Annotated in this window: 12 protein-coding genes; 7 read left to right on the top strand and 5 right to left on the bottom strand. The window is 43.1% G+C overall.

Features of this window, described 5'->3' with window-relative positions:
- Positions 1 to 53: 53 nt before the first annotated feature.
- The 4 genes from ACM0P2_RS20815 to ACM0P2_RS20800 all read right to left on the bottom strand — a co-directional run bounded on the left by ACM0P2_RS20815 (position 54) and on the right by ACM0P2_RS20800 (position 7,361).
- Positions 54 to 3,389 (bottom strand): glycosyl hydrolase, encoded by a 3,336-nt coding sequence (locus tag ACM0P2_RS20815; RefSeq protein WP_419227750.1) that lies wholly within the window; start codon positions 3,387 to 3,389, stop codon positions 54 to 56.
- A gap of 57 nt (positions 3,390 to 3,446) precedes the next feature.
- Positions 3,447 to 4,970, bottom strand: coding sequence for a BNR-4 repeat-containing protein (locus ACM0P2_RS20810; protein ID WP_419227749.1), 1,524 nt, complete (start codon positions 4,968 to 4,970; stop codon positions 3,447 to 3,449).
- A gap of 109 nt (positions 4,971 to 5,079) precedes the next feature.
- On the bottom strand, positions 5,080 to 6,588 hold the full coding sequence (locus ACM0P2_RS20805) for a sulfatase-like hydrolase/transferase (RefSeq protein ID WP_419227748.1): 1,509 nt from the start codon (positions 6,586 to 6,588) through the stop codon (positions 5,080 to 5,082).
- Positions 6,588 to 7,361 (bottom strand): sugar phosphate isomerase/epimerase family protein, encoded by a 774-nt coding sequence (locus tag ACM0P2_RS20800; protein WP_159119904.1) that lies wholly within the window; start codon positions 7,359 to 7,361, stop codon positions 6,588 to 6,590. The genes ACM0P2_RS20805 and ACM0P2_RS20800 overlap by 1 nt, the downstream gene beginning before the upstream one ends.
- Positions 7,362 to 7,764: 403 nt before the next feature.
- Here ACM0P2_RS20800 and ACM0P2_RS20795 point away from each other — a divergent pair, with 403 nt between their 5' ends.
- From ACM0P2_RS20795 to ACM0P2_RS20775, 5 genes are read left to right on the top strand one after another with little or no spacing between them, the layout of a single operon-like run.
- Positions 7,765 to 8,325, top strand: coding sequence for a gluconate 2-dehydrogenase subunit 3 family protein (locus ACM0P2_RS20795; RefSeq protein ID WP_159119905.1), 561 nt, complete (start codon positions 7,765 to 7,767; stop codon positions 8,323 to 8,325).
- Positions 8,322 to 10,040, top strand: coding sequence for a GMC oxidoreductase (locus tag ACM0P2_RS20790; protein WP_159119906.1), 1,719 nt, complete (start codon positions 8,322 to 8,324; stop codon positions 10,038 to 10,040). Before ACM0P2_RS20795 ends, ACM0P2_RS20790 begins: the two co-directional genes overlap by 4 nt.
- Before the next feature lie 9 nt (positions 10,041 to 10,049).
- On the top strand, positions 10,050 to 10,871 hold the full coding sequence (locus ACM0P2_RS20785; RefSeq protein WP_419227746.1) for a 3-keto-disaccharide hydrolase: 822 nt from the start codon (positions 10,050 to 10,052) through the stop codon (positions 10,869 to 10,871).
- Complete coding sequence (locus ACM0P2_RS20780) at positions 10,871 to 12,058, top strand: glycoside hydrolase family 88/105 protein (protein ID WP_419227745.1); 1,188 nt, start codon at positions 10,871 to 10,873, stop codon at positions 12,056 to 12,058. The genes ACM0P2_RS20785 and ACM0P2_RS20780 overlap by 1 nt, the downstream gene beginning before the upstream one ends.
- Positions 12,059 to 12,094: 36 nt before the next feature.
- Complete coding sequence (locus ACM0P2_RS20775) at positions 12,095 to 13,354, top strand: right-handed parallel beta-helix repeat-containing protein (RefSeq protein ID WP_159119909.1); 1,260 nt, start codon at positions 12,095 to 12,097, stop codon at positions 13,352 to 13,354.
- 170 nt (positions 13,355 to 13,524) lie between these two features.
- On the opposite strand, the gene ACM0P2_RS20770 is transcribed toward ACM0P2_RS20775, so the two are convergent.
- The gene (locus tag ACM0P2_RS20770) at positions 13,525 to 15,327 is read right to left on the bottom strand and encodes a metallophosphoesterase family protein (RefSeq protein WP_159119910.1); all 1,803 of its coding nucleotides are present in this window, start codon (positions 15,325 to 15,327) and stop codon (positions 13,525 to 13,527) included.
- 196 nt (positions 15,328 to 15,523) lie between these two features.
- Between ACM0P2_RS20770 and ACM0P2_RS20765 the strand changes: the two genes are divergently transcribed.
- Both ACM0P2_RS20765 and ACM0P2_RS20760 read left to right on the top strand, forming a co-directional pair.
- Positions 15,524 to 16,591: a Ca2+-dependent phosphoinositide-specific phospholipase C gene (locus tag ACM0P2_RS20765; protein WP_419227744.1), complete on the top strand. Its 1,068-nt coding sequence runs from the start codon at positions 15,524 to 15,526 to the stop codon at positions 16,589 to 16,591.
- An 11-nt stretch (positions 16,592 to 16,602) separates the two neighbouring features.
- Positions 16,603 to 19,347 (top strand): TonB-dependent receptor, encoded by a 2,745-nt coding sequence (locus ACM0P2_RS20760; RefSeq protein WP_159119912.1) that lies wholly within the window; start codon positions 16,603 to 16,605, stop codon positions 19,345 to 19,347.

Here is a 19,347-nt window from a genome sequence, read left to right as displayed (position 1 = left end):
AGACTTTTGAAAGGGCATGCCTCACCTCAATTACCACCAAGCAAGTCGATGCTTCAATTCCTATCTTGAACCATTATACTCACAGGGCCTAGCAGTCCTGATGGAAGTAACTCATCATCTTTGTTCCAATGCTTCCATGTAGCAAACGTGCTGCGCGACCCAGGTTGTTCAGGCGCAGCTCCTTTAAGCCATTTCGGAAAACTAGTTAACTGAGAGCCTTGGTAGCCATTTTTCTTCCAAGCTGCCGTGTCAGGATACAAGCGCTCGTCGCCAATTAAACGATTGGGCCAAAGAGTAGTTACTTCTATCTCCAAACGGTTTGCTCCGCTTCGGATGATATTACTAATATTAAAGTGATAAGGCGCCCACATTCTCAGTCCGAGATCGTGACCATTTAGCCTTACGCGCGCAAACTGGAAAGCTTCGCCAAGGTTAAGAAGGTAACTTTGGGACGTTGGCAAATCATCAGCCATTTCAAATTCAGTCTCATAGCGAACCGTGCCAGAGAAATATTTGACATCCTCATCCGCGTGTTGAGACAAATCGATGAGTTCGTTAAGCGCTAATGCGTTTGGTTTTTTTACGCCTTTAATAAAATCTACCTGCCACGGTGAATCTAGTACCTGCAGTTGCCGAAGAGGGAGGGTGTTCAGTAGCTGTCCGGTACTCTTTTGAGGTGCTAAAACAACAAACAAAGACTGTGCTTGGTCAAAGTGTAATTTAAATCGCGAGCGACCGTTTTCAACCACGTAATCACTGGCGAGAAGTCGTTTACCTGATAGCGGATCCCAGATTTCAGCCACTTTACCTTTAGCTCTCAAGTCCAATTCTATTTCCGCAGACATGTGATCTAGGTTACTGATGAAATACACATCCGTGTTCTCTTCAGATATATTATGGTGTCGCCAAACAAAGCGGTTATCAGTGTGAGAAATTAGCACATCTGGTAGAATATCTTTATGGTTTAATGCGTCTTCTAAGTTTTCAAACACCTGGTTATTGAATCGCGCGCCCCAAATGTCTCCAGCTAATTGGTTAACTCTTTGATCAGTGCCCGAGGTGTCAAGGGAGCCTTCCAAACTTGGCGAGAAAGTGGGGGGTAAACCTACAACCGTTACCCCTCTCTCTAATAGAGATTTTATTTGCTCCAGTACTTCTACTCGCATACTCACATCGGGCGATATCGATAAGATATTGTAGGTTCTTCCCGACTCAAGAGCGAGTTGCCCTTGATCATTTACGTTGACGTGATTCATCACCCCATTTGTTGAGATAAATTCAAAATCATAACCCTCGGGCAGCTCTCTCAAGGCAAAATCCCTATCAAATGTCGTCGCTGAGTCATCACCTAACAGGTGCAGTACATCAAGCACCGGCTGACCCATACTGAGCAAGGCGTGAGAGCGTGTTAAGTACTTATTCCATGTTTCTACTTCATGCCACCATGTCTGTGTGCGTTCAAAATGTATCCCCCAGTACCCAAGCGTCATACCCGGTTTTAAGGTTGTCCAGGGCTGGTGGGTAAAAAGATGATGTGTTGTCAACGTCACCCCCGCTGCAAGATCGGTATCAGCTTGCGACTTATAAGTTAACGGGTGACTTAGCCACCTATTCGCTTGGGGCAATGATGTGAATGACTCTGAGCGAACAGGCTTGTTATAAATAGAGCCCGCCGAGGCAGCCATTTTTGCAGTTAGGTAGGCAAATTCTTGATTTGGTTTATTTTCTAACGGATTAGTAGAACGAAATGCACTGTTGGCATAAATGATATCCGCTTGACCTAACGCTTGAAGGTTGTCTATGAAAGGCTTCATCGATTGAGCTGAAAATGTTAACCCTAACTCGTTCGCTCGCTGCTGCATGCCTCCGTAAAAGCGCTCAGCAATGAGCTCTGCCAGTGTCTTTCTGTAATCCCAAAGAATTCTCTCGCTGAACGTTGCGTCCTTTACGACATATCCCAGCGTAACAGGAAGCAATCGAATGAGTGAATAACCCCGCCTTTCTTCGAAATCTTTTTCAAATCCCTGCGTCCAGTTTTGACGTCCTACTTCCCAACTATCAGCATGAGTAGAGACAAATGAATCACCCACGTACTTCTGCGAGCGCTCTGCATTTCTTTTAATATAATGCTCAAAGTGAATATCAAGTGCCCGTTCACTTAACTTGTCGACTTCAAGCCCTTCCCCGCCCTCCGAACCAGGTCTATTCACAGCTTCGGTAGACGACATACCAAAACGAATTACTGTCCAATCATCATTAGGTGGTGTCCAGTTAAGACGACCGCTTTCGTCAAGATATTGGGACACGTCAACAATTGAATCGGCGTTGATACTCGCATCACTCTTAAACGAGGCATTCATTGCTTCGCGTTCTGTTTCTTGCATATGAAAGGGGAATATATGCGCTGCTTTTTGACACCAGTTCGCAGTACGCGGTTTATTGTCGAAAATTACCTCACGCACCGCGACATCGACCTTCGGCATCGCCGTGTATAGAAGTTTATTATCGGTGGGCTGGAACACTATTTTTGCGTGTTTTGCTTTAATTGGCTCAAACTGAAAACAGCTTAAGTCATCATAAATCTGCCCACGTTTTGAAAAGGCGATTTCGCGATAATTCTTACCATCATCTGAAACCAGAAGGCGATTCATTCCCATCATTCCATAAGCAGCAAACTTCACAAACGCATTGCGAAAAGTAAATTCTTCAGAGAAATCAATCTGAATAAATCGCTGTTTAGTTTCTTCATCAATATTGGGGTACACCAATGTATTCCAATCACCGTCAATAGCATTTTTAGCAACTACAGTACTTTGCGAAGCAGTACCAGAGATGTTTACGCTTGCGACACGTTCTTGAAATTTCGGCTCGATGTGCGCTTTAGGTGTAGGAAAGGCAAGAACTGCTATGTCCTCATAAAAATTCAACGGAGCGTGAGGAGCGGGAAAAGTTATAGGCTGAAAGCGGTCTCGTATTTGTTGCTCACTCCAAGACAGCTCTTTCATACCGTCTTTAGGACTTATCCAAGGACCACCAGCGACGGACCATCCCTCGCTATTGTACAGGTTCACTTTTAAACCCAGCTCTGAAGCTTTTTCAAAGGTAAAAGCGAGCAGTGATTGGTAATCTTCAGAAAGAAATTTGACAGGCCCTGCGGGAATGACATGATGCTCATTAATGTGCATTAACACTACCCCACCCAATCCAGCATTAGACATCGATTCCAGGTCTGCCTTTATACCTTCTTCAGTAACATTACCATTTATCCAATACCAAAATACCCATGGCTTGTGAGCATCTCCTGGATTGCTAAATACTTCTTTCAGTGATGCTGCACTTACATTGAATGACAAGAAAGCCACAACAATAATCAATAGGATTTTACGCAAAGTATACTCCGGTTTTGAATTGAAACCTGAAAGACCACCATTACAGTATATGATGCACTACTCACCAGATGAGACTTCGCCTAGTTCAAAGTCATAAACATAAATAGGGCTGGGATCACCAATTGAGCCTGGTGCATGCTGCCAAATGACACTCGCAACACCTTGGTTCAACAAGCTGAGATCCCATGTAATATACCCACCCTCGATTTTGCCAAACTTACTATCTACAATCGGCATTTCGACTTGATGCCACTCGGTAAAGTTATCGGCTCTATCAGAATAATAAATCTCAGCACTTTCTCTTCCAGCAAAAGCGAACAGCCTATCACCTAAGAACGTTAACGTTACGTTTGAAGCGCTAAAACCAGAGACACGCTTTTGCCAATTACCTGATGTATCACGTACATAATGATGCACACGAGCCGGGCCATCAGGTGATGTCTTATGGCTAAGCAGAAGGTGGTAGTCACCTGTTTTCGTGTCTATAACGGAGTTGTGGGAAACGTTAGATGGCCGCAGTGTTGTAGGCACATGGACAGCTTCTAACCCTGGAGTTTCAACGGACAATACCTCTCCTTTTCGAGTATCAGCTACTAGATCACCCGCATTGTTGTACCACGTGAGGCCTTCATCATCGCTGTAGGTGTAGTAGATACCGTGATTACAATCAAGTCCGTTAATCTTACCAGGATTGCAATTGACAGGTCGCTCTCTAAATACCCAGCTAATGTGCATGCGACCATTAGCATCAAATTTTGGTCCACCACCAGCTAAATAGGGCCCTCTTGTCGAAGGTTCTTTGTTGCCGTTTACGTTTTGAACGTAGACACCATCACTTGACGATATATTGCGAATATACTGCCACTCACTATTCTTGGCATCATAAAGAGCAAGCTGCATTTCACCTTTTGCTGCCCCACCCTCCCGAAAATACATAAGTACATTACCGCTTTCTAACGAATAAAATTTTGGGTAAGTAACGCGCTCTACCGCGTCGTTAGGAAAACCGAGATTACGCTGAAACGTAAAAACTTCATCATTCCAATCAAGGGTTTCTGGGTGATCTGCGACTCCCGAAGCAGTGCGTGCGTAGTTGATGCGATCTAAATTGTGATGATCGAAGGAAATATGAATGGCACCGTCGCCTTTTGATATCTCGATGGCTTGGCGGTTATGTGCGTCATCAGAAGTCAGTCGATATACCGGCAAGGTGGCGTGTTGCCAGTCGTGCCCTGTTACTTTTCTACGTGCGACGACAACTTCAGCAAAAAGGTCACCGTAACCTCCCCTGTCTTTTGCTGTGTAATAAATCACATATTGATAACCTTTATAGGTAACTGCTTGAGCCCCCATAACACCCGCAAAGAGAGGCTTACCATTTTGCGCACGATCTGAGCCATCTGAAGTATGAGATTTATCAACCAAAAGACTACTCCCCAACAAAATTGGCGTCGAGTGGAGAGACAACGAAGCTACGGTGGCCTGCGTATCTTGACGTGTTGAAGCTCCTTTATCATTCGCAAAAGAAGTGCAGCCAAATAGGTATGCAATTACCATAGCTAAAAGCAGCTTATTTTTCATGTTTCTATGTTCCATATTTTGTTCAATTTGAAGCCCGATGGCCTATCGACTCCGTAAATCTATTTAGTCAATATTTGACTGCTCAATTGCTTATAAGAAGCACCAAGCTTTAAGGCGTTTTAAAAGTCACTGGGGTGAAGCTCGTTGAAAGTGGGTCGTCCAAATCGAGCATTTTCTCTTTGATAGTGTCATCCAGCCTTTTCAACGTCATCTTTTCAGCAGCTGTCAATTCTCTCTCAAGCAGGTTGTGAGTCTCATGAGGATCGACAACTAAGTGATAAAGCTCGTCTCGTTCTTTGTTTTTGAAATCTCGGACTAATTTGTATTGACCATCGCTGTACATTCTCATACCCGTGATTGACTGATGCAGCGTTGAATAAGCGGCAAAATAGTCAGTACTCACTACTAAATCTTCATCTTTTAACGCTTTGATTACACTTTGCCCTCTAATGACTGCTTCACTAGGTAAATCCAGTTTGGCGATATCCATAAGAGTAGGGAAGAAATCAAGATTTGATACGGTAGAGGCATTTTCTGTCCCTGCTGGCACCTTACCTGGCCAACGAACAATAAGAGGTACCTTAAGCACCGCATCATATAGATTTGGGCGCTGGCCTTTGGGTATGGTTTCAGTGCCTTTAGGTGGAGTGTTCAACAACCAAAAGCCATTGCCTTTATGCCAAATACCGTTCTGTCCAATAACGTATCCATGATCAGACGTAAAAATGACGACAGTATTTTCAGATAGCCCTAGTTCGTCTAGATGATCCAACAGTCTTCCGACATTTCTATCTACACCTTTAACAGAAGCTAAATATCCGCGTAATAATTTCTTAGCTCTTTCTGTATTTAAATCCGGGTAATCAGGATGTATTAAATCTACAGCTTTACTAATAGCATCTAAATCACTCTCTGAAACAGGCTCAAATGGATAGTGAGGTGCCCTATAGTGCAGTGATAAAGCAAACTTCCTGTGTTTATTCCTAGTTAAAAAGTCCATGGCATGGTTAGTGAGAAGGTCCACGGTTAATCCCTCTTCATTCTTCGGGGCACCATTTACTAGAAGTTGAGGGTCTATGGGTGAAGTTCCGCCTCCTAGAAAGCCCGTAAACTCGTTGTAGCCGAAATTTTGAGGATGATGTTCAGGTTGTTTTCCTAAATGCCACTTACCGATCAAACCATTATAATAGCCGTTTTCTTGCAATCTTTTGGGCCAGGAATCCAGTTCTGCTGAAAGCCCTAAATCTAACTGGTGCCCTGTTAGGGTTTTACTTTTAAGGTGGTCATTTATCCAATCGTCAATACCCACTTCAAAGCCATAGCGCGAAGTGAGTAAGCCTGCTCGGGAAGGACTACAAACTGGCGTGGTGGTATAGGCATTTGGAAAAGACATTCCTTGTTCCGCTAACGCGTTTAGGTTAGGCGTAACAGCATTAGGGCTTTTGCCTTCTATAGCCCATGGAGCTTGGTCGTCTGTATATATGAAAAGAATGTTAGGCGATTCGCCTTGACTGGTCTTTTTAACTACATCCGACACGTTATCTGAAGCGTTTGCTTGTTGGATAAGAACAACAAGGAAAAGGCTTGCTATTGATGCGGTATGGCATACGTTTAACATTACTCGCACTCCTCTTTTAAAGACAGAATAACATCGTCTAGACCTGCTTTAGATGCCGCAAGAGTTTGAATAGGATCAAGGTTGTGTGGAAACTCCTCTTGCTCGATTACAAACCAGCGTGTTCCGCCATGAGTTAGTGCGTCCTTCACAAGCTGATGCCAGTCGTATCCATCTTCACCAACAATCGGAGATTTGTTTTCCCCATCATGGGTTCGAACTTTAAGGTGCGTCGTGACGATTCGACCAGCATTCCGTTTAAACTGCTCAACGCTATCTGCGCCGGCATAATTTGCCCAACCTACATCTAGTTGGAGGGCAACCGTTTTGTTCGTATTTGACGCCAAGTAATCCCAGTAAGTTGACGACCCAAACGTTTTAAACTCTTTTGCATGATTGTGGTAACCAAGTGCCATTCCATAATCTTGTACTTTCGCGGTGAGAAAATTTAATTCATCGATTAGATCATCGATATCATCAACAATATCCACCCGAGGATCATGAGGGACAATAACAAGCTTCGCTCCTATGTCCTTGAAGAACTGTAAATTATTTTTCCCTATGTCTCCGCGCAATTGTGGTAGTCCAGCATGTACACCACTTACTTCAAGCTTAAGATTATCAAGAAACTGTTTGAGACCTTGCGCGTCATTTTTAAATTGTCCATATCGGCCTGCAAATTCTACAGCATGAAAACCAGCATTTTTTAACTCAACTAACGTGCCTTCAAAATCTTGTTCAATTAGTTGCTTCACTGAATGTAGCTGCACACTCACAAGATTATTCTCCAATGTACTGCACATGCGTTGATTTATTTGATTTGAGGCTACAGCACTGCTCATAAAGAGACATAATACTGCAAAAGAATAAATACGTTTCACTACGCCACGCACCATAATGATTCATTTTGACTATAAAAGCACACTTTAGACACCTAAACAATCTCAATTCAATCAAAAACTTAACAAAACAAAATTTCAATAAAACAAATAAGATTTAAATAATTAAACAAATTCAATAATTTAAAAACACAAAGAGTAATTAAAGAAGAGCTGCCAATCACAAAATCCATTAACACAAAATTGACACACAATGAACATTAATGATTGATATTGACTTGTGGTTCGATGTATTCTGGATTTTAAGGGCTGATTTAACAATGAAAAACGGCGAAGCAAAGTGAAGATAAATAGACGCGTATTCTTAGGCTCAATGCTTTATGTAGTATCCACCGCGGTAATTCCTTTTGAGCTGAAAGGTTCGTTAGAACTTACCGTTTTTAAATCAGATGCATCCTTTTTTAACGCGGAACAGATGACACTAGCTCATGATATTGCAGACATCATGATACCGAAAACTCACACACCTGGCGCATCGGACTCTTATGCAGCACAAATACTCGATGAACTCATGGTGTCATGGGCATCTCTAAATACTCAGCAGCAGATGCTTTCTTTTTTGAGCGAATTTAAAGATAGAGCGCGTGATCTGAACGGCAAAGGCTATTTGTTAATGAACAGAGAACGCCGTCTAGCTTATTTGGTAGAAATAGATCAGAAGGCTTTTGAAGACACAACTTCTTCATTTCTAATCGCTTATAAACGCTTCAAAGAACTGATTTTCCACCTCCATTACACGTCTAAGGAAGCAAACCCAGAGTTTATCTTAGTCCCCGGAGGATACAAAGGAGATGTAACGGAAGATGAATTGCAGGCAATTTATAAAAGGCAATACCTATGAATAATGAGTTCGATGTCATCGTCGTTGGCTCAGGAATAACCGGAGGCTGGGCAGCTAAGGAATTCTGTGAAAAAGGGTTTAAAACGCTTGTCGTTGAGCGGGGGCGCAACGTCAAGCATAGAGGTCCTGAATACAAGGATTTTGAGGCTCCATGGGAACTTCAAAACAGAGGGATGCCGGCGGAAGAGCTTTCTGAAAACGGACATTACACCACATTAAGGCAAAAGGGACATTTATATAGAACTGATGCGCTTCAATTTTTTGCAGACGACAAACAAAGTCCATATAGCTTTCCTAAAGACAAACCCTTCATGTGGGTCAGAGGTCATCAGCTAGGAGGGCGCTCTCTCACATGGGGGAGGCAAGTGTTGCGTTGGAGCAAAAAAGATTTTCAAGCAAACGCGAACGATGGTCATGGCATACCCTGGCCTATTGGTTACGATGATTTAGCCCCCTGGTATAGCCATGTTGAAAAGTTCATCGGTGTAGCTGCAAATAAGGATGGACTTGAAACGCTACCTGATGGTGAGTTTCAGCCACCATGGGAGATGAGCTATGCCGAACGTTTTATTTCAGATAACTTAGCTAAGAGATATAAGGACAGGCACCTAATCATTGGCCGTTCGGCAAACATTACACAGCCAACAGAAGAACAACTGAAATTGGGTAGAGGGAAGTGTTTAGCTCGTTCATATTGCCGCAGAGGCTGTTCATTTGGCGCCTATTTCAGCACACAATCAGCGACGTTGCCGGCAGCTCAAAAAACCGGAAACCTAACAGTAGTTACTGACGCTATTGTCGAACGTGTAGACTATGATGATAAAACCAGACGCGCCACCGGAGTTAGCGTCATTGATGCCAAGACCCTGGAAAAAAGACAGTACAAAGGCCGAGCCATCTTCATGTGCGCATCAGCTTTAGGGACGGTGCAAATTCTATTAAATTCTAAATCTGCCACCTTCCCAAATGGTATAGCAAACTCGTCAGGAGCCTTAGGTCACTATATTATGAGCCACTTTACGGGCGTTGTAGCAAGCGGAGATGTTCAAGTAGAGGAAGATAAGTTTGCATTCGGACGACGCCCTATAGCAACGTATATCCCGAATTATCGTCATGACAAACTCATGGACGCAGATTTTGTGAGAGGATTTGGTTTCCAAACTACCGCTCAACACCGTTCTTCAGTAAGCCCACCGGCTAAACGTCCAGGTATAGGTATAGAAGGAAAAGAAAAAGTCGGTCAATCAGGCCCCTGGAAATTTCGCGCATTTATGTACGGCGAGATACTTCCTTATTTCGACAATATGGCAACACTGCATCCGACTCAAAAAGACAATTGGGGAATGCCGATATTACACATTGATGCGGAAGTGAAGGAAAACGAGCGAAAAATGGTCAAGCAAGCAGCAAAAGATATCGAAGAAATGCTCATTGCAGGTGGATGTTCTAATATCGTTGTAAACGCAGTCCCAGACAGTAAGCACATACCTCTTGGGAAACAAATTCACGAAATGGGCGGAGCTTGCATGGGCAGCGACCCAAACACCTCCGTGCTAAATGAATGGAATCAAACTCACGATGTGGCAAACTTATTCGTTACTGATGGAGCTTGTATGTCCTCAACCGCAACGCAAAACCCTTCGTTAACATATATGGCTATTACCGCAAGAGCCGCCAATTATGCCGCTAATCTTTTAAAGAAAGGCCTAATGTGAGCATAAACAATGATCAAGTTATTAAGATTATTTGGCAAAACGTGCGTAATTCTAATGGGCCTGGTTGCTTCAGCTGATCTTCACGCGAGTGACCTTGACCCACAACCAAAAGATCAATGGATCCCAATATTTAACGGGAAAAATTTAGATGGCTGGATACCCAAGTTTGCTGGCCACGATTTAGGTGTAAATTACAAAAACACATTTCGTGTCCAAAATGGTTATCTGACTACGAATTACGACCAATACGACAAGTTCGATTTCGAATTCGGGCATTTATTCTATCAAACGCCTTATTCGTATTATAAGTTGCGGGCGACCTACCGTTTTCTAGAACAACAGCTACCGGGTTATAAAAACGCATGGAAAAATAACGGATTTATGATCCACGCCCAACCTCCATCGTCCATGACGAAAGAGCAACGTTTCCCAGTGAGTTTGGAAGTTCAGCTTTTAGGTGCTAATGGGGACAATGATGTTCGACCCACCGGTAACGTGTGCACGCCAGGCAGTCATATCTATATCGATGGGGTGAAAATTACTAAGCATTGCGTTTTATCAGCTTCAGCAACATTTCCAGGCGACCAATGGGTAGACATTGAAATTACGGTTCAAGGAAGTGAGCTGATTGCTCACGCTATTAATGGAAAGGAAGTTCTTTCCTACAGTAACCCCACTTTGGACGAGAAACATCAAAACCTTATATCGCTGTATGGTGACACAACCATGCATAGTGGTTTCATCGCCATTCAAGCAGAAAATAGTACCGTACAATTCAAGAGCATCGAAATTATGCCATTAGGCTATGTTCCATCTGAAAAGGAAGATTAATGAAAGTTCTACTAAACAGTCTAAGAAAGCCTTGCAGAAAAAAAATCATCCTTACATTAGCATGCCTTCCGATGTTTGTCTTTGCATCGAGCAACAACGCTCCTCAATTGCCAACACAAGAACACGTAATGGCACAAATGGAAAAAGTCGCAAATTGGCAAGTTGCGCGCACTCAACATATGACTCATGTCGGCCGTGCTCGAGCTGGTTCTGAAGCGTATGGACGATGGATTCAAGGCGCTTTCTATAAGGGCCTCACTAAACTTGCCGAACGATCAGAGAACCCCTTTTACGAAACTTGGATCGGGTACGTGGGTAATGCTCACAACTGGAAAATGGGTAAAGTTAAATACTTTGCCGACGACCATGTTATTGGGCAAACCAACCTTTGGTATTATCGCAGACATAAAAACGAAGAAGCGCTTGCGCCAGTAAAAGATACGTTTGACTGGCTCATTGAGAAAGCGCCAGACAATAGCCTCGAGTTCGTCGCTGGCAGAAATAAAGATAACGTACACAACTGCCAATGGAGATGGTGTTGGGCTGACGCCTTGTTTATGGGGCCGCCCGTACTATTCGAACTTTCCGCTATTACAGGCGATCCAAAATACGCTGATTACGCTCACAAAGAGTTCCAAGCAACCATTGCCTATCTACAAGATCCGAAATCCAAATTACTTTTCCGAGATTCTCGTTATTTTGACAAACAGGGGAAGTTTGGTGAACAAGTTTTCTGGTCTAGAGGAATGGGCTGGGTATACGCAGGCGTTGTACATGTTTTGGAAAACCTCCCTCGCGATCACCAATACCGTTCTTATTATGAGTCGCTCTACGAAGAGCTCACATTAGCTATCGTAGAGCTGCAAAAACAAGATGGCGCTTGGCCTATGTCACTGCTGGCAGGAGAAAAGTATGCTGAGCCAGAAACCAGTGGAACGGCCTTTTTCACTTATGGAATTGCATGGGGAATTAATAGTGGCTTACTAGATAGAAACACATATCTACCTAACGTAAAAAAAGGATGGAAGGTACTTTCTTCAGCCGTACATCCTGATGGAAAATTTGGGTGGGTACAGGGAGTCAATGAAAAGCCCGATGTAGTAACAAAAAATGACTCTCAGCTATTTGGCGTGGGTGCCTTTTTGCTTGCTGGAAGTGCTATGTATGACCTTTTAGAACCTCAATAGTGTTTATCTATTTTGGTGTAAAATCAGGAAATAAATGTGAAAAGAAATATAAAAACCTCGTTACGACTATTAACAGCATGCGGCGCTATGATTTTTGCTGGTCAGGGGCTCGCGGCAGACTGCAGCAGTACCCCAGCAAATCCAAACGGTAAGGCTTCTAAGCTGCAAAACGCGTTACAGCAAGCGACGAATACCGGCAAGCCACTTAGATTGACTGGTACTTACTATATTGGTAGCGATAAAGATGCATCAGATGGAAAAACCATTCTCAAAGGTATAACCGTAACGTTACGGAAAGACTTAATAGTAGATGCCACGGCCGCGCGTTTTATCGCAAAGGCTGATTTAGATGGTGACTTGTTTAGTTTCGACACGAAAAGTAATGACAACGTTTGTGAGAACAAAGGTCAGCTTGCTGACTTTACTTGGAAAGGCGGTGATTTCGATATGTCCCGCGCTAAAGTATCGACTGTTGTACCTATCACACGCTTAACGCCTGCAGGACGGGAAGGTAAAGACAAAACTGCCGATGCACTCTCTATCCGAGGTGTCGTAAATACAACCAACTACCATAAACTAAATGAACTCGTCATCGAATATATTAATTTTTACGGCACGCGCAACAATAGTGACCCTTTCTACAAAGCGGGTGGTGACAGTGGCATTTTGATGACAGGCGCACTGAAAGCGACGATAAGATATAACAATTTTTATGGGGTTCGGGACGCCGCGGTTTATTTATCAGCCGGCGGGGATAAGGGTCAGTTTGGCGACCACTTCACCATTCATGACAACTATGTAGAGCGCGCGTTTGATGGTTTTACGTCAAAAAGAGGGGCTGACAACATAGTTATGCGTAATAACGTACTGGAAGATGTCGTAGTTGGGCTCAGCACAAAAAGTGTTTATCCAGGCTGGCAAGCTACAAACGTGAAGATTCTAGATAACACTATCGATAACGCCATGCGCGCAATCAGCCTTGAAACCACGAACAATGTAATGATTGAACACAACGAAATAAACAAACTGGGAGATGTGGTTGCAGGCCAAACTTCAACCAGCAAAGCTAATTTCAATGCTTATGCCGACGCTTTTGAAGGCATTGCGCTTAATGGCGTTCAAGGAACAAACACTATAAGAAATAATGAAATTAGAGGCGTTACCGGTAGCGCGAGAGAAGGAACCACTACTACGTGGGGGATTGTGCATCGCAGCTATGAAGGCCGCGATACTAAAAACATTAATAAAACTAACAATACATTTTTAAATTTAGACAAGTGGAGCAAGTACCTCTAACTGCTTTGACCCATTAAGCTATCGAAGGCACAGTGTTTTTAGAGCTGGCCTTCTCATTTAACCCTCACATGGACAAGCTATACCCGGCAGCCACCGATTTAAATCGCTTATATTAGAAAACTAGCTCTTCAACTTACACTCTGTATTTTAGCTTTGCTTAGCTAAATTAGTCATAACACGAGACTAACGGCAGCCTTGTCCTCACGCGACGACAAGATCGTGTTAGTTATTAAGACCAATGCTTTTTTGAGAGCATCGCTGTCGTCTAAAGTTTGTGATGTACTTTGTGGAAATTGGCTTTTTAAGCAAAGCGAAAGTTGGTCATAGAAGTTACTGGGTAAAGCTAAATGGGCAAAACTTCCCGCATTTCTCGCTCTGTAGAAATCTATAACAAGGTTCGTCGCATTAAGCTCACTACTATTTTCCATACTCTTGACACTTGGAGCGCAATGACAGAGGTCAACGATCTCTTTTACCGTATTTGACGAGAGTTGCTCTACCAAGTCTGAAGGCCACTCATCTAAATATCTACCGTTGACCACTTGCTGTAAATGCTGGTCGGTGAAATCCAAATGATTTTTTGACGACAAAATACTGTTGTCCCACGTGGCTTGCTGACTTCTATGAAGAAAGCCCCACTCCTTTTCGTAAATCGAAAACCATTTTGAAAAATTCTTAACCTCACGAACGATGACTGTCTCTACTAGTGAATGCCCCTCTGTATTAATCGTCACAATTGAATAGCCAGGCTGGTAAGCAGCTAGAGATGGTACTTGAACATTTGTTAAACCGTGCTTTGAAGATTGGCTTACATCAAAAAGATGCATGTGACCACCAAGATGCAGCTTCAAACCTGTTGCCGCTAGCACAGCTGTAGTATCTTCACTGGGTTGACGTGACATTTGCAGTGAATTTTCGCCAAGTAGCTCAGCAATACTTTGTGTTTGTTGGTCTGAGAATTCAGCCATAGGAAAATGGCTAAAACTGACTAATTTTTTGTTCTGCTTTTTAGCACGCACAACAACATCTTTAATCCAATCCAACAGTTTTGGCTTGTACTTTACTAGCGCATTGTAGCCAGCATTGCTCGACCCATAAAACTGCTTGTCCTTCAAGCTACCTTTCGGCCTGTAGACATTGGCATCTATCGCCAAGAGCCAAAGGCCTTTCACCGGCTCGACCAAATAGCTCATATCAGGCATGTCCACACAAAACTCTTCCGTGTCACACCATTGCCAGTGGCGCTCTTCTAAATCCACTGTATTAAATGGCGTTTCGAACAACTTGTCTTCAGGCGATGGTAAGAAACCATGTTCAGATAGTGATTGTGCAATCTCTTTATACCCCCACTCTTTAAGTAGTTCTGAGCAAAAATCACTTTTCCCAGACATACACTCTTGATGTGATGGGCTCATAACACTGATTTCTGCACCTTCACGATTTATAAAGTCGCGTTTACCACCTGGTTGCGTGAAAGGCCTGACTGGGTCGTGGTTTCCGTTGATAGCGAAGAACCGTAGTCCGTGCTTATGTCGGTATTCGTCTAGTATTTCCTTTAATGCTAGGATATTTACTGGCTGACCGTCGTCTGTAAAGTCACCTGGTAACGCTACTAACTTGATATTTCTTTCTACCACATCATCAAGCGCTTCTTTAAACACCATAATATTTTCATTAAACAGTCGAGTAGAACCTAATTGAGCCCGCATGCTTCTGAGTAATATTGGAGCATGGCTTACAGGGTCTTTTGGCAGGGCATTTTTGGGAAGCCTTGCTGCCGCGGCTTCAGGTGCGTGAAGATGGATATCTGCTATAAAGGCGATTTTTACCGGCGGAATTTCGTTTTGGGCAACGATACTAGTAGAAATAAGTGAAAAGGAGTAACAAATAACTAGCAACGCGCCAGACATTACATTCAATATGCTAGCGTCACATACTCTTATTTCTTTCGCTCTCTTTTCATTTTTACCCATTACGCAGTCCTATTCAGCAAGTCCTAATAGTAATAACTGCGCTTTGCACTCAGTGGGGACAGTGGTTCACACAAACTAATTTAAAACGTTTTGGAGTATTACACTTTTGTGAAGTTTAGCGCTTCGCAAAAATTTCCTGTCCCCTTTTTCAAACAACACCGCTCTACCCTTAAAAATAGTCTTTGAATGTGTACCTATGCGTTATTTCTTACTTTCTTTAACTTTGGTTTTTAGCGCTATATCTTGCGCGAAATCACTGGACCAGTATCAAATTATTGGTTCTCACAATAGCTACAAAAAAGCGCTTCCACCAGAGGCAGAGCAATTCTTAGCAGGTACGTCACCTGAACTTTTAAAGAAGATTTCTTATAGTCACCCTTCACTTGTAGAACAGTTGAATTTAGGAATTCGTCAAATTGAAATTGATGTGGTTAACGATCCAAATGGATATCAATATGACACGCCAGAAATAGAAACGCTTTCTAATGGCAATTGGTTTACAAAGAGCGAACGTCAAATTTTGGCAGAACCTGGGTTTAAGGTTCTACATATTCCACACGTCGATGTAATGACGCACTGTTCGACCATGCAGCTTTGTGCAAGGCAACTTCTAGAGTGGTCAGAAGCGAACCCTAACCATTTCCCCATTACCGTTCTTTTGAATGTGAAAGAATCTCAGCCAACGTTTGTTAGCAAAGCGGCTCCCGCCACTTTCTCCTTTTCAGATTATAAACGCTTAGACAATGAAATTGCGCGTTTATTTGGGGGTAAGTTAGTTACTCCAGATCGCGTTCGGGGTAAGTACCACACGTTAAGGGCAGCAATAGCGGAGACTGGCTGGCCAAGTGTTGAGGCACTTCGAGGTAAGTTCTTATTTTTATTCGATGCTAATGAAGAGCAAAAAGAGATATATCTTCAACAGGGTTCAACCCTTCAAAAGAAAAGCATGTTTCTCTCTGTACCCAGAAATTCCGACGCTGCCGCAATATTCATTCGAAATGATCCAGTTAAAAATCAAAAAGAAATTCAAGCGCTAGTCAAAGATGGTTTTCTAGTGAGAACACGCGCAGATGCTGATTTATCGGCTACGACAGAAAGTTTGCGAGAGCAAAGAGATGCGGCTTTTGCGAGTGGGGCTCAGTTCATCTCTAGTGATTTCTATAAGCAGTCTCCTCAATCCACTAATCGCAGTCATTCAGTGTCTTTCGAGAATGATTGCTTGAAAAGATTTAACGCTGTTACACATCAAAATTTAATCAATTAAAAGGTAAAACCATGCATACTAACTTCAAAAAAACACTCTTAGCTACAGCTGTCCTATCAGCCACCTACATGACGCAATTTACTGCGCTAGCACAGCAGACTGAAGATGAAATGATAGAACAAATTGTAGTGAGTGGTTTTCGTGGCTCGCTGATAAAAGCTAAAGATTTAAAAAAGGACGCGCTAAGTTCGCAAGATTCAATCCTTGCTGAAGATATTGCTGACTTCCCAAGCCTCAATTTAGCGGAGTCTATTCAAAGAATACCAGGCGTAACCATAACCCGTGAAGCCGGTGAAGGAAGGCAGATATCTCTGCGAGGCCTAAATGCAGATTTTACTCAAGTGCAATTAAATGGCATGGAAGCACTGGGTACATCTTCATCTGCAATGGATAGTAGAGGTACAACTAACCTATCTCGCTCTTTCGACTTTAACATTTTTGCGTCCGAGCTATTTAACCAAATTGACGTTCAGAAGAGTTACTCTGCAGAAATGGATGAAGGCGGCATAGGCGGCACCGTCAAGCTCTATACCGCAAAGCCATTTGATTATGATGGCTTCAAAAGTGTAATTAGTGCGCAAGCAGGCAATAATTCGTTAACAGACGACGTAGCCCCTAGAGTCGCAGCCTTAGTTTCAAACACATGGGGTGATTTCGGCGCTCTTGTCTCACTAGCACTTAGCAAGCGTGATACGGCTGAACAAGGTTATAACACCTATCGTTGGCGACCTCGCAACGCCCAAGGCACAGATATATCTTCACTATCACAAACAGATCAAGATGCCGTAAATAGCGGCAACCTGCGTTTCTCACGAGGCAGTAGATACTCCCAATTTAATAGTGAACAAACCAGGGTTGGCGCTACGTTAGCGCTCCAATACAGACCGTCTGATGCATTTTCACTTGGTCTTGATGCGCTATACGGCACACTTGATAACGATCGCGGAGAGTTTCACTTACAAAGCAGAGGCTCTAGTTCTACGGCACTTGGCTGCACAGGTGCGGATTATGACGGTGCGCGCAATTTTTGTTCTAGTTTGATTGACATAGAATATAACCAAAACAACGAAGTTATATATTCGTCATGGGAAAATACCGCGCTGCACTCAGAAAGTCGCGATCAACAAGCAACAACAGACATTTCACAGTTGGTGTTGAGCACTCAGTGGCGTGTGACCGATGCACTTACAATTTCAGGCCTACTCGGCCATATGCAAAGTGAATACGAAAGTAATAGTGCAAAAGTCTACTTAGAATCTTTCGCGGACATGACCATAGATTTCAGAGAAGACCGCTTTTACGGTACCAATTCCTACATCAACGGATTCGACCCAACAGATATCAATGAGTTCCGTTATCACGAGATAGACCTTGAAGAGGATGAAGTAGAAAATAGCTTTGATATCGCTAAGCTTGATGCGGATTACTTGCTGTCTGATAACGCGTCTTTGAAATTTGGTGGCTCCTTTAAGAAGTTCGAACACAGCAACAACAGAGAACAGGTCGGCAATGCACTAAGAAGTGAATGGCAAAGCGGCGAAGTAAGCGATGTGATTAACCCTGAATTTGTTTATGTAAACTCAATTCACAAAAAACAAGATTGGCTAAGTACGGACGTTGGGGCTGTGCTAAACGAATTCAATGTTGACCGCGACATAGAATATAGCGATGCGCCTAATGAAGTCATAGAAGAGACCATGGCGCTATACGCGACATATGAATATGACATTCTATTGCCTGATTCTGAGCTGAGAGCTAGTTTTGGTTTACGCTATTTTGATACCGATATTCAATCTAGCGGCATAGTGAATGGTAGTGAATACGTCACTGTAGAGAGGGACTATGATGGACTGTTGCCCACGCTAAATGTTGCATGGTATGCCACTGAGAGCCTTGTACTAAGAGCGAGCGCAGGGAAAAACGTAACGCGACCTACATTGGGAAGCTTATCTGTATCAGGTACGGTAAATACTGACCCATTATTTGGTTCAAGTGGTTTGAGTATCAATGCGGGTAATCCTGGCCTTCAGCCTTTTGAAACAATCAATATGGAGGCAGCTGTTGAGTACTACTTTGATGAAGTCGGCTATGCCTCTATAACTTACTTCCAAAAAGAGATTGATAATTTTATCGCTACTAATGTATCTCCAATAGCCTATGGTGATACAGGATATCCGCTTTCGTTAATTGAAGGCATGGTAGACGAAAATGGAAATGCGCAAACGCCAGATACGCTGTACACCTTCTCACAGCCTCAAAATCTAGCAAAAAGCGACTTTTCAGGCTGGGAAATAGCGTTCCAGCGTGATTTCGATTTTCTGCCGGCACCGTTCGATAATCTTGGCGCTATTGTTAACTATACCTATTCTGATGGCGAGTCTTTACACAATGTTTTAGTCGACGGTGAAAGTGTGGAAGTTTACCGCCCCTTTTATGGATTGTCTGAAAATATCTACAATGCAACAGTGTATTACGAGACTGATAATTGGGGAATGCGCGTTTCTGCAGCCTATCGTGATGATTACCTAACGCAGGTTGAAACGTCGAGCAGTGACCAAGATGAGGCGGGCTTTCACGGCACCACTTACTGGGACTTCTCAGCATTTTATAATGTAAATGATTATCTCAAGGTGACACTAGAAGGAATCAACCTTTCTGATGAGCGCGAAGAGCAATACAGCGATTCGGATGACCGTTTGTACAACACAACGGTAAGTGGAAGAACCTTTTACTTAGGTTTTACTTATTCAATGTAA

It is taken from the genome of Alteromonas sp. OM2203 (genome assembly GCF_048517045.1).
GTDB lineage: Bacteria > Pseudomonadota > Gammaproteobacteria > Enterobacterales > Alteromonadaceae > Alteromonas > Alteromonas gracilis.
Note: the sequence above shows the minus strand (reverse complement) of the source record. Positions and strands in the feature narration are given on the sequence as shown.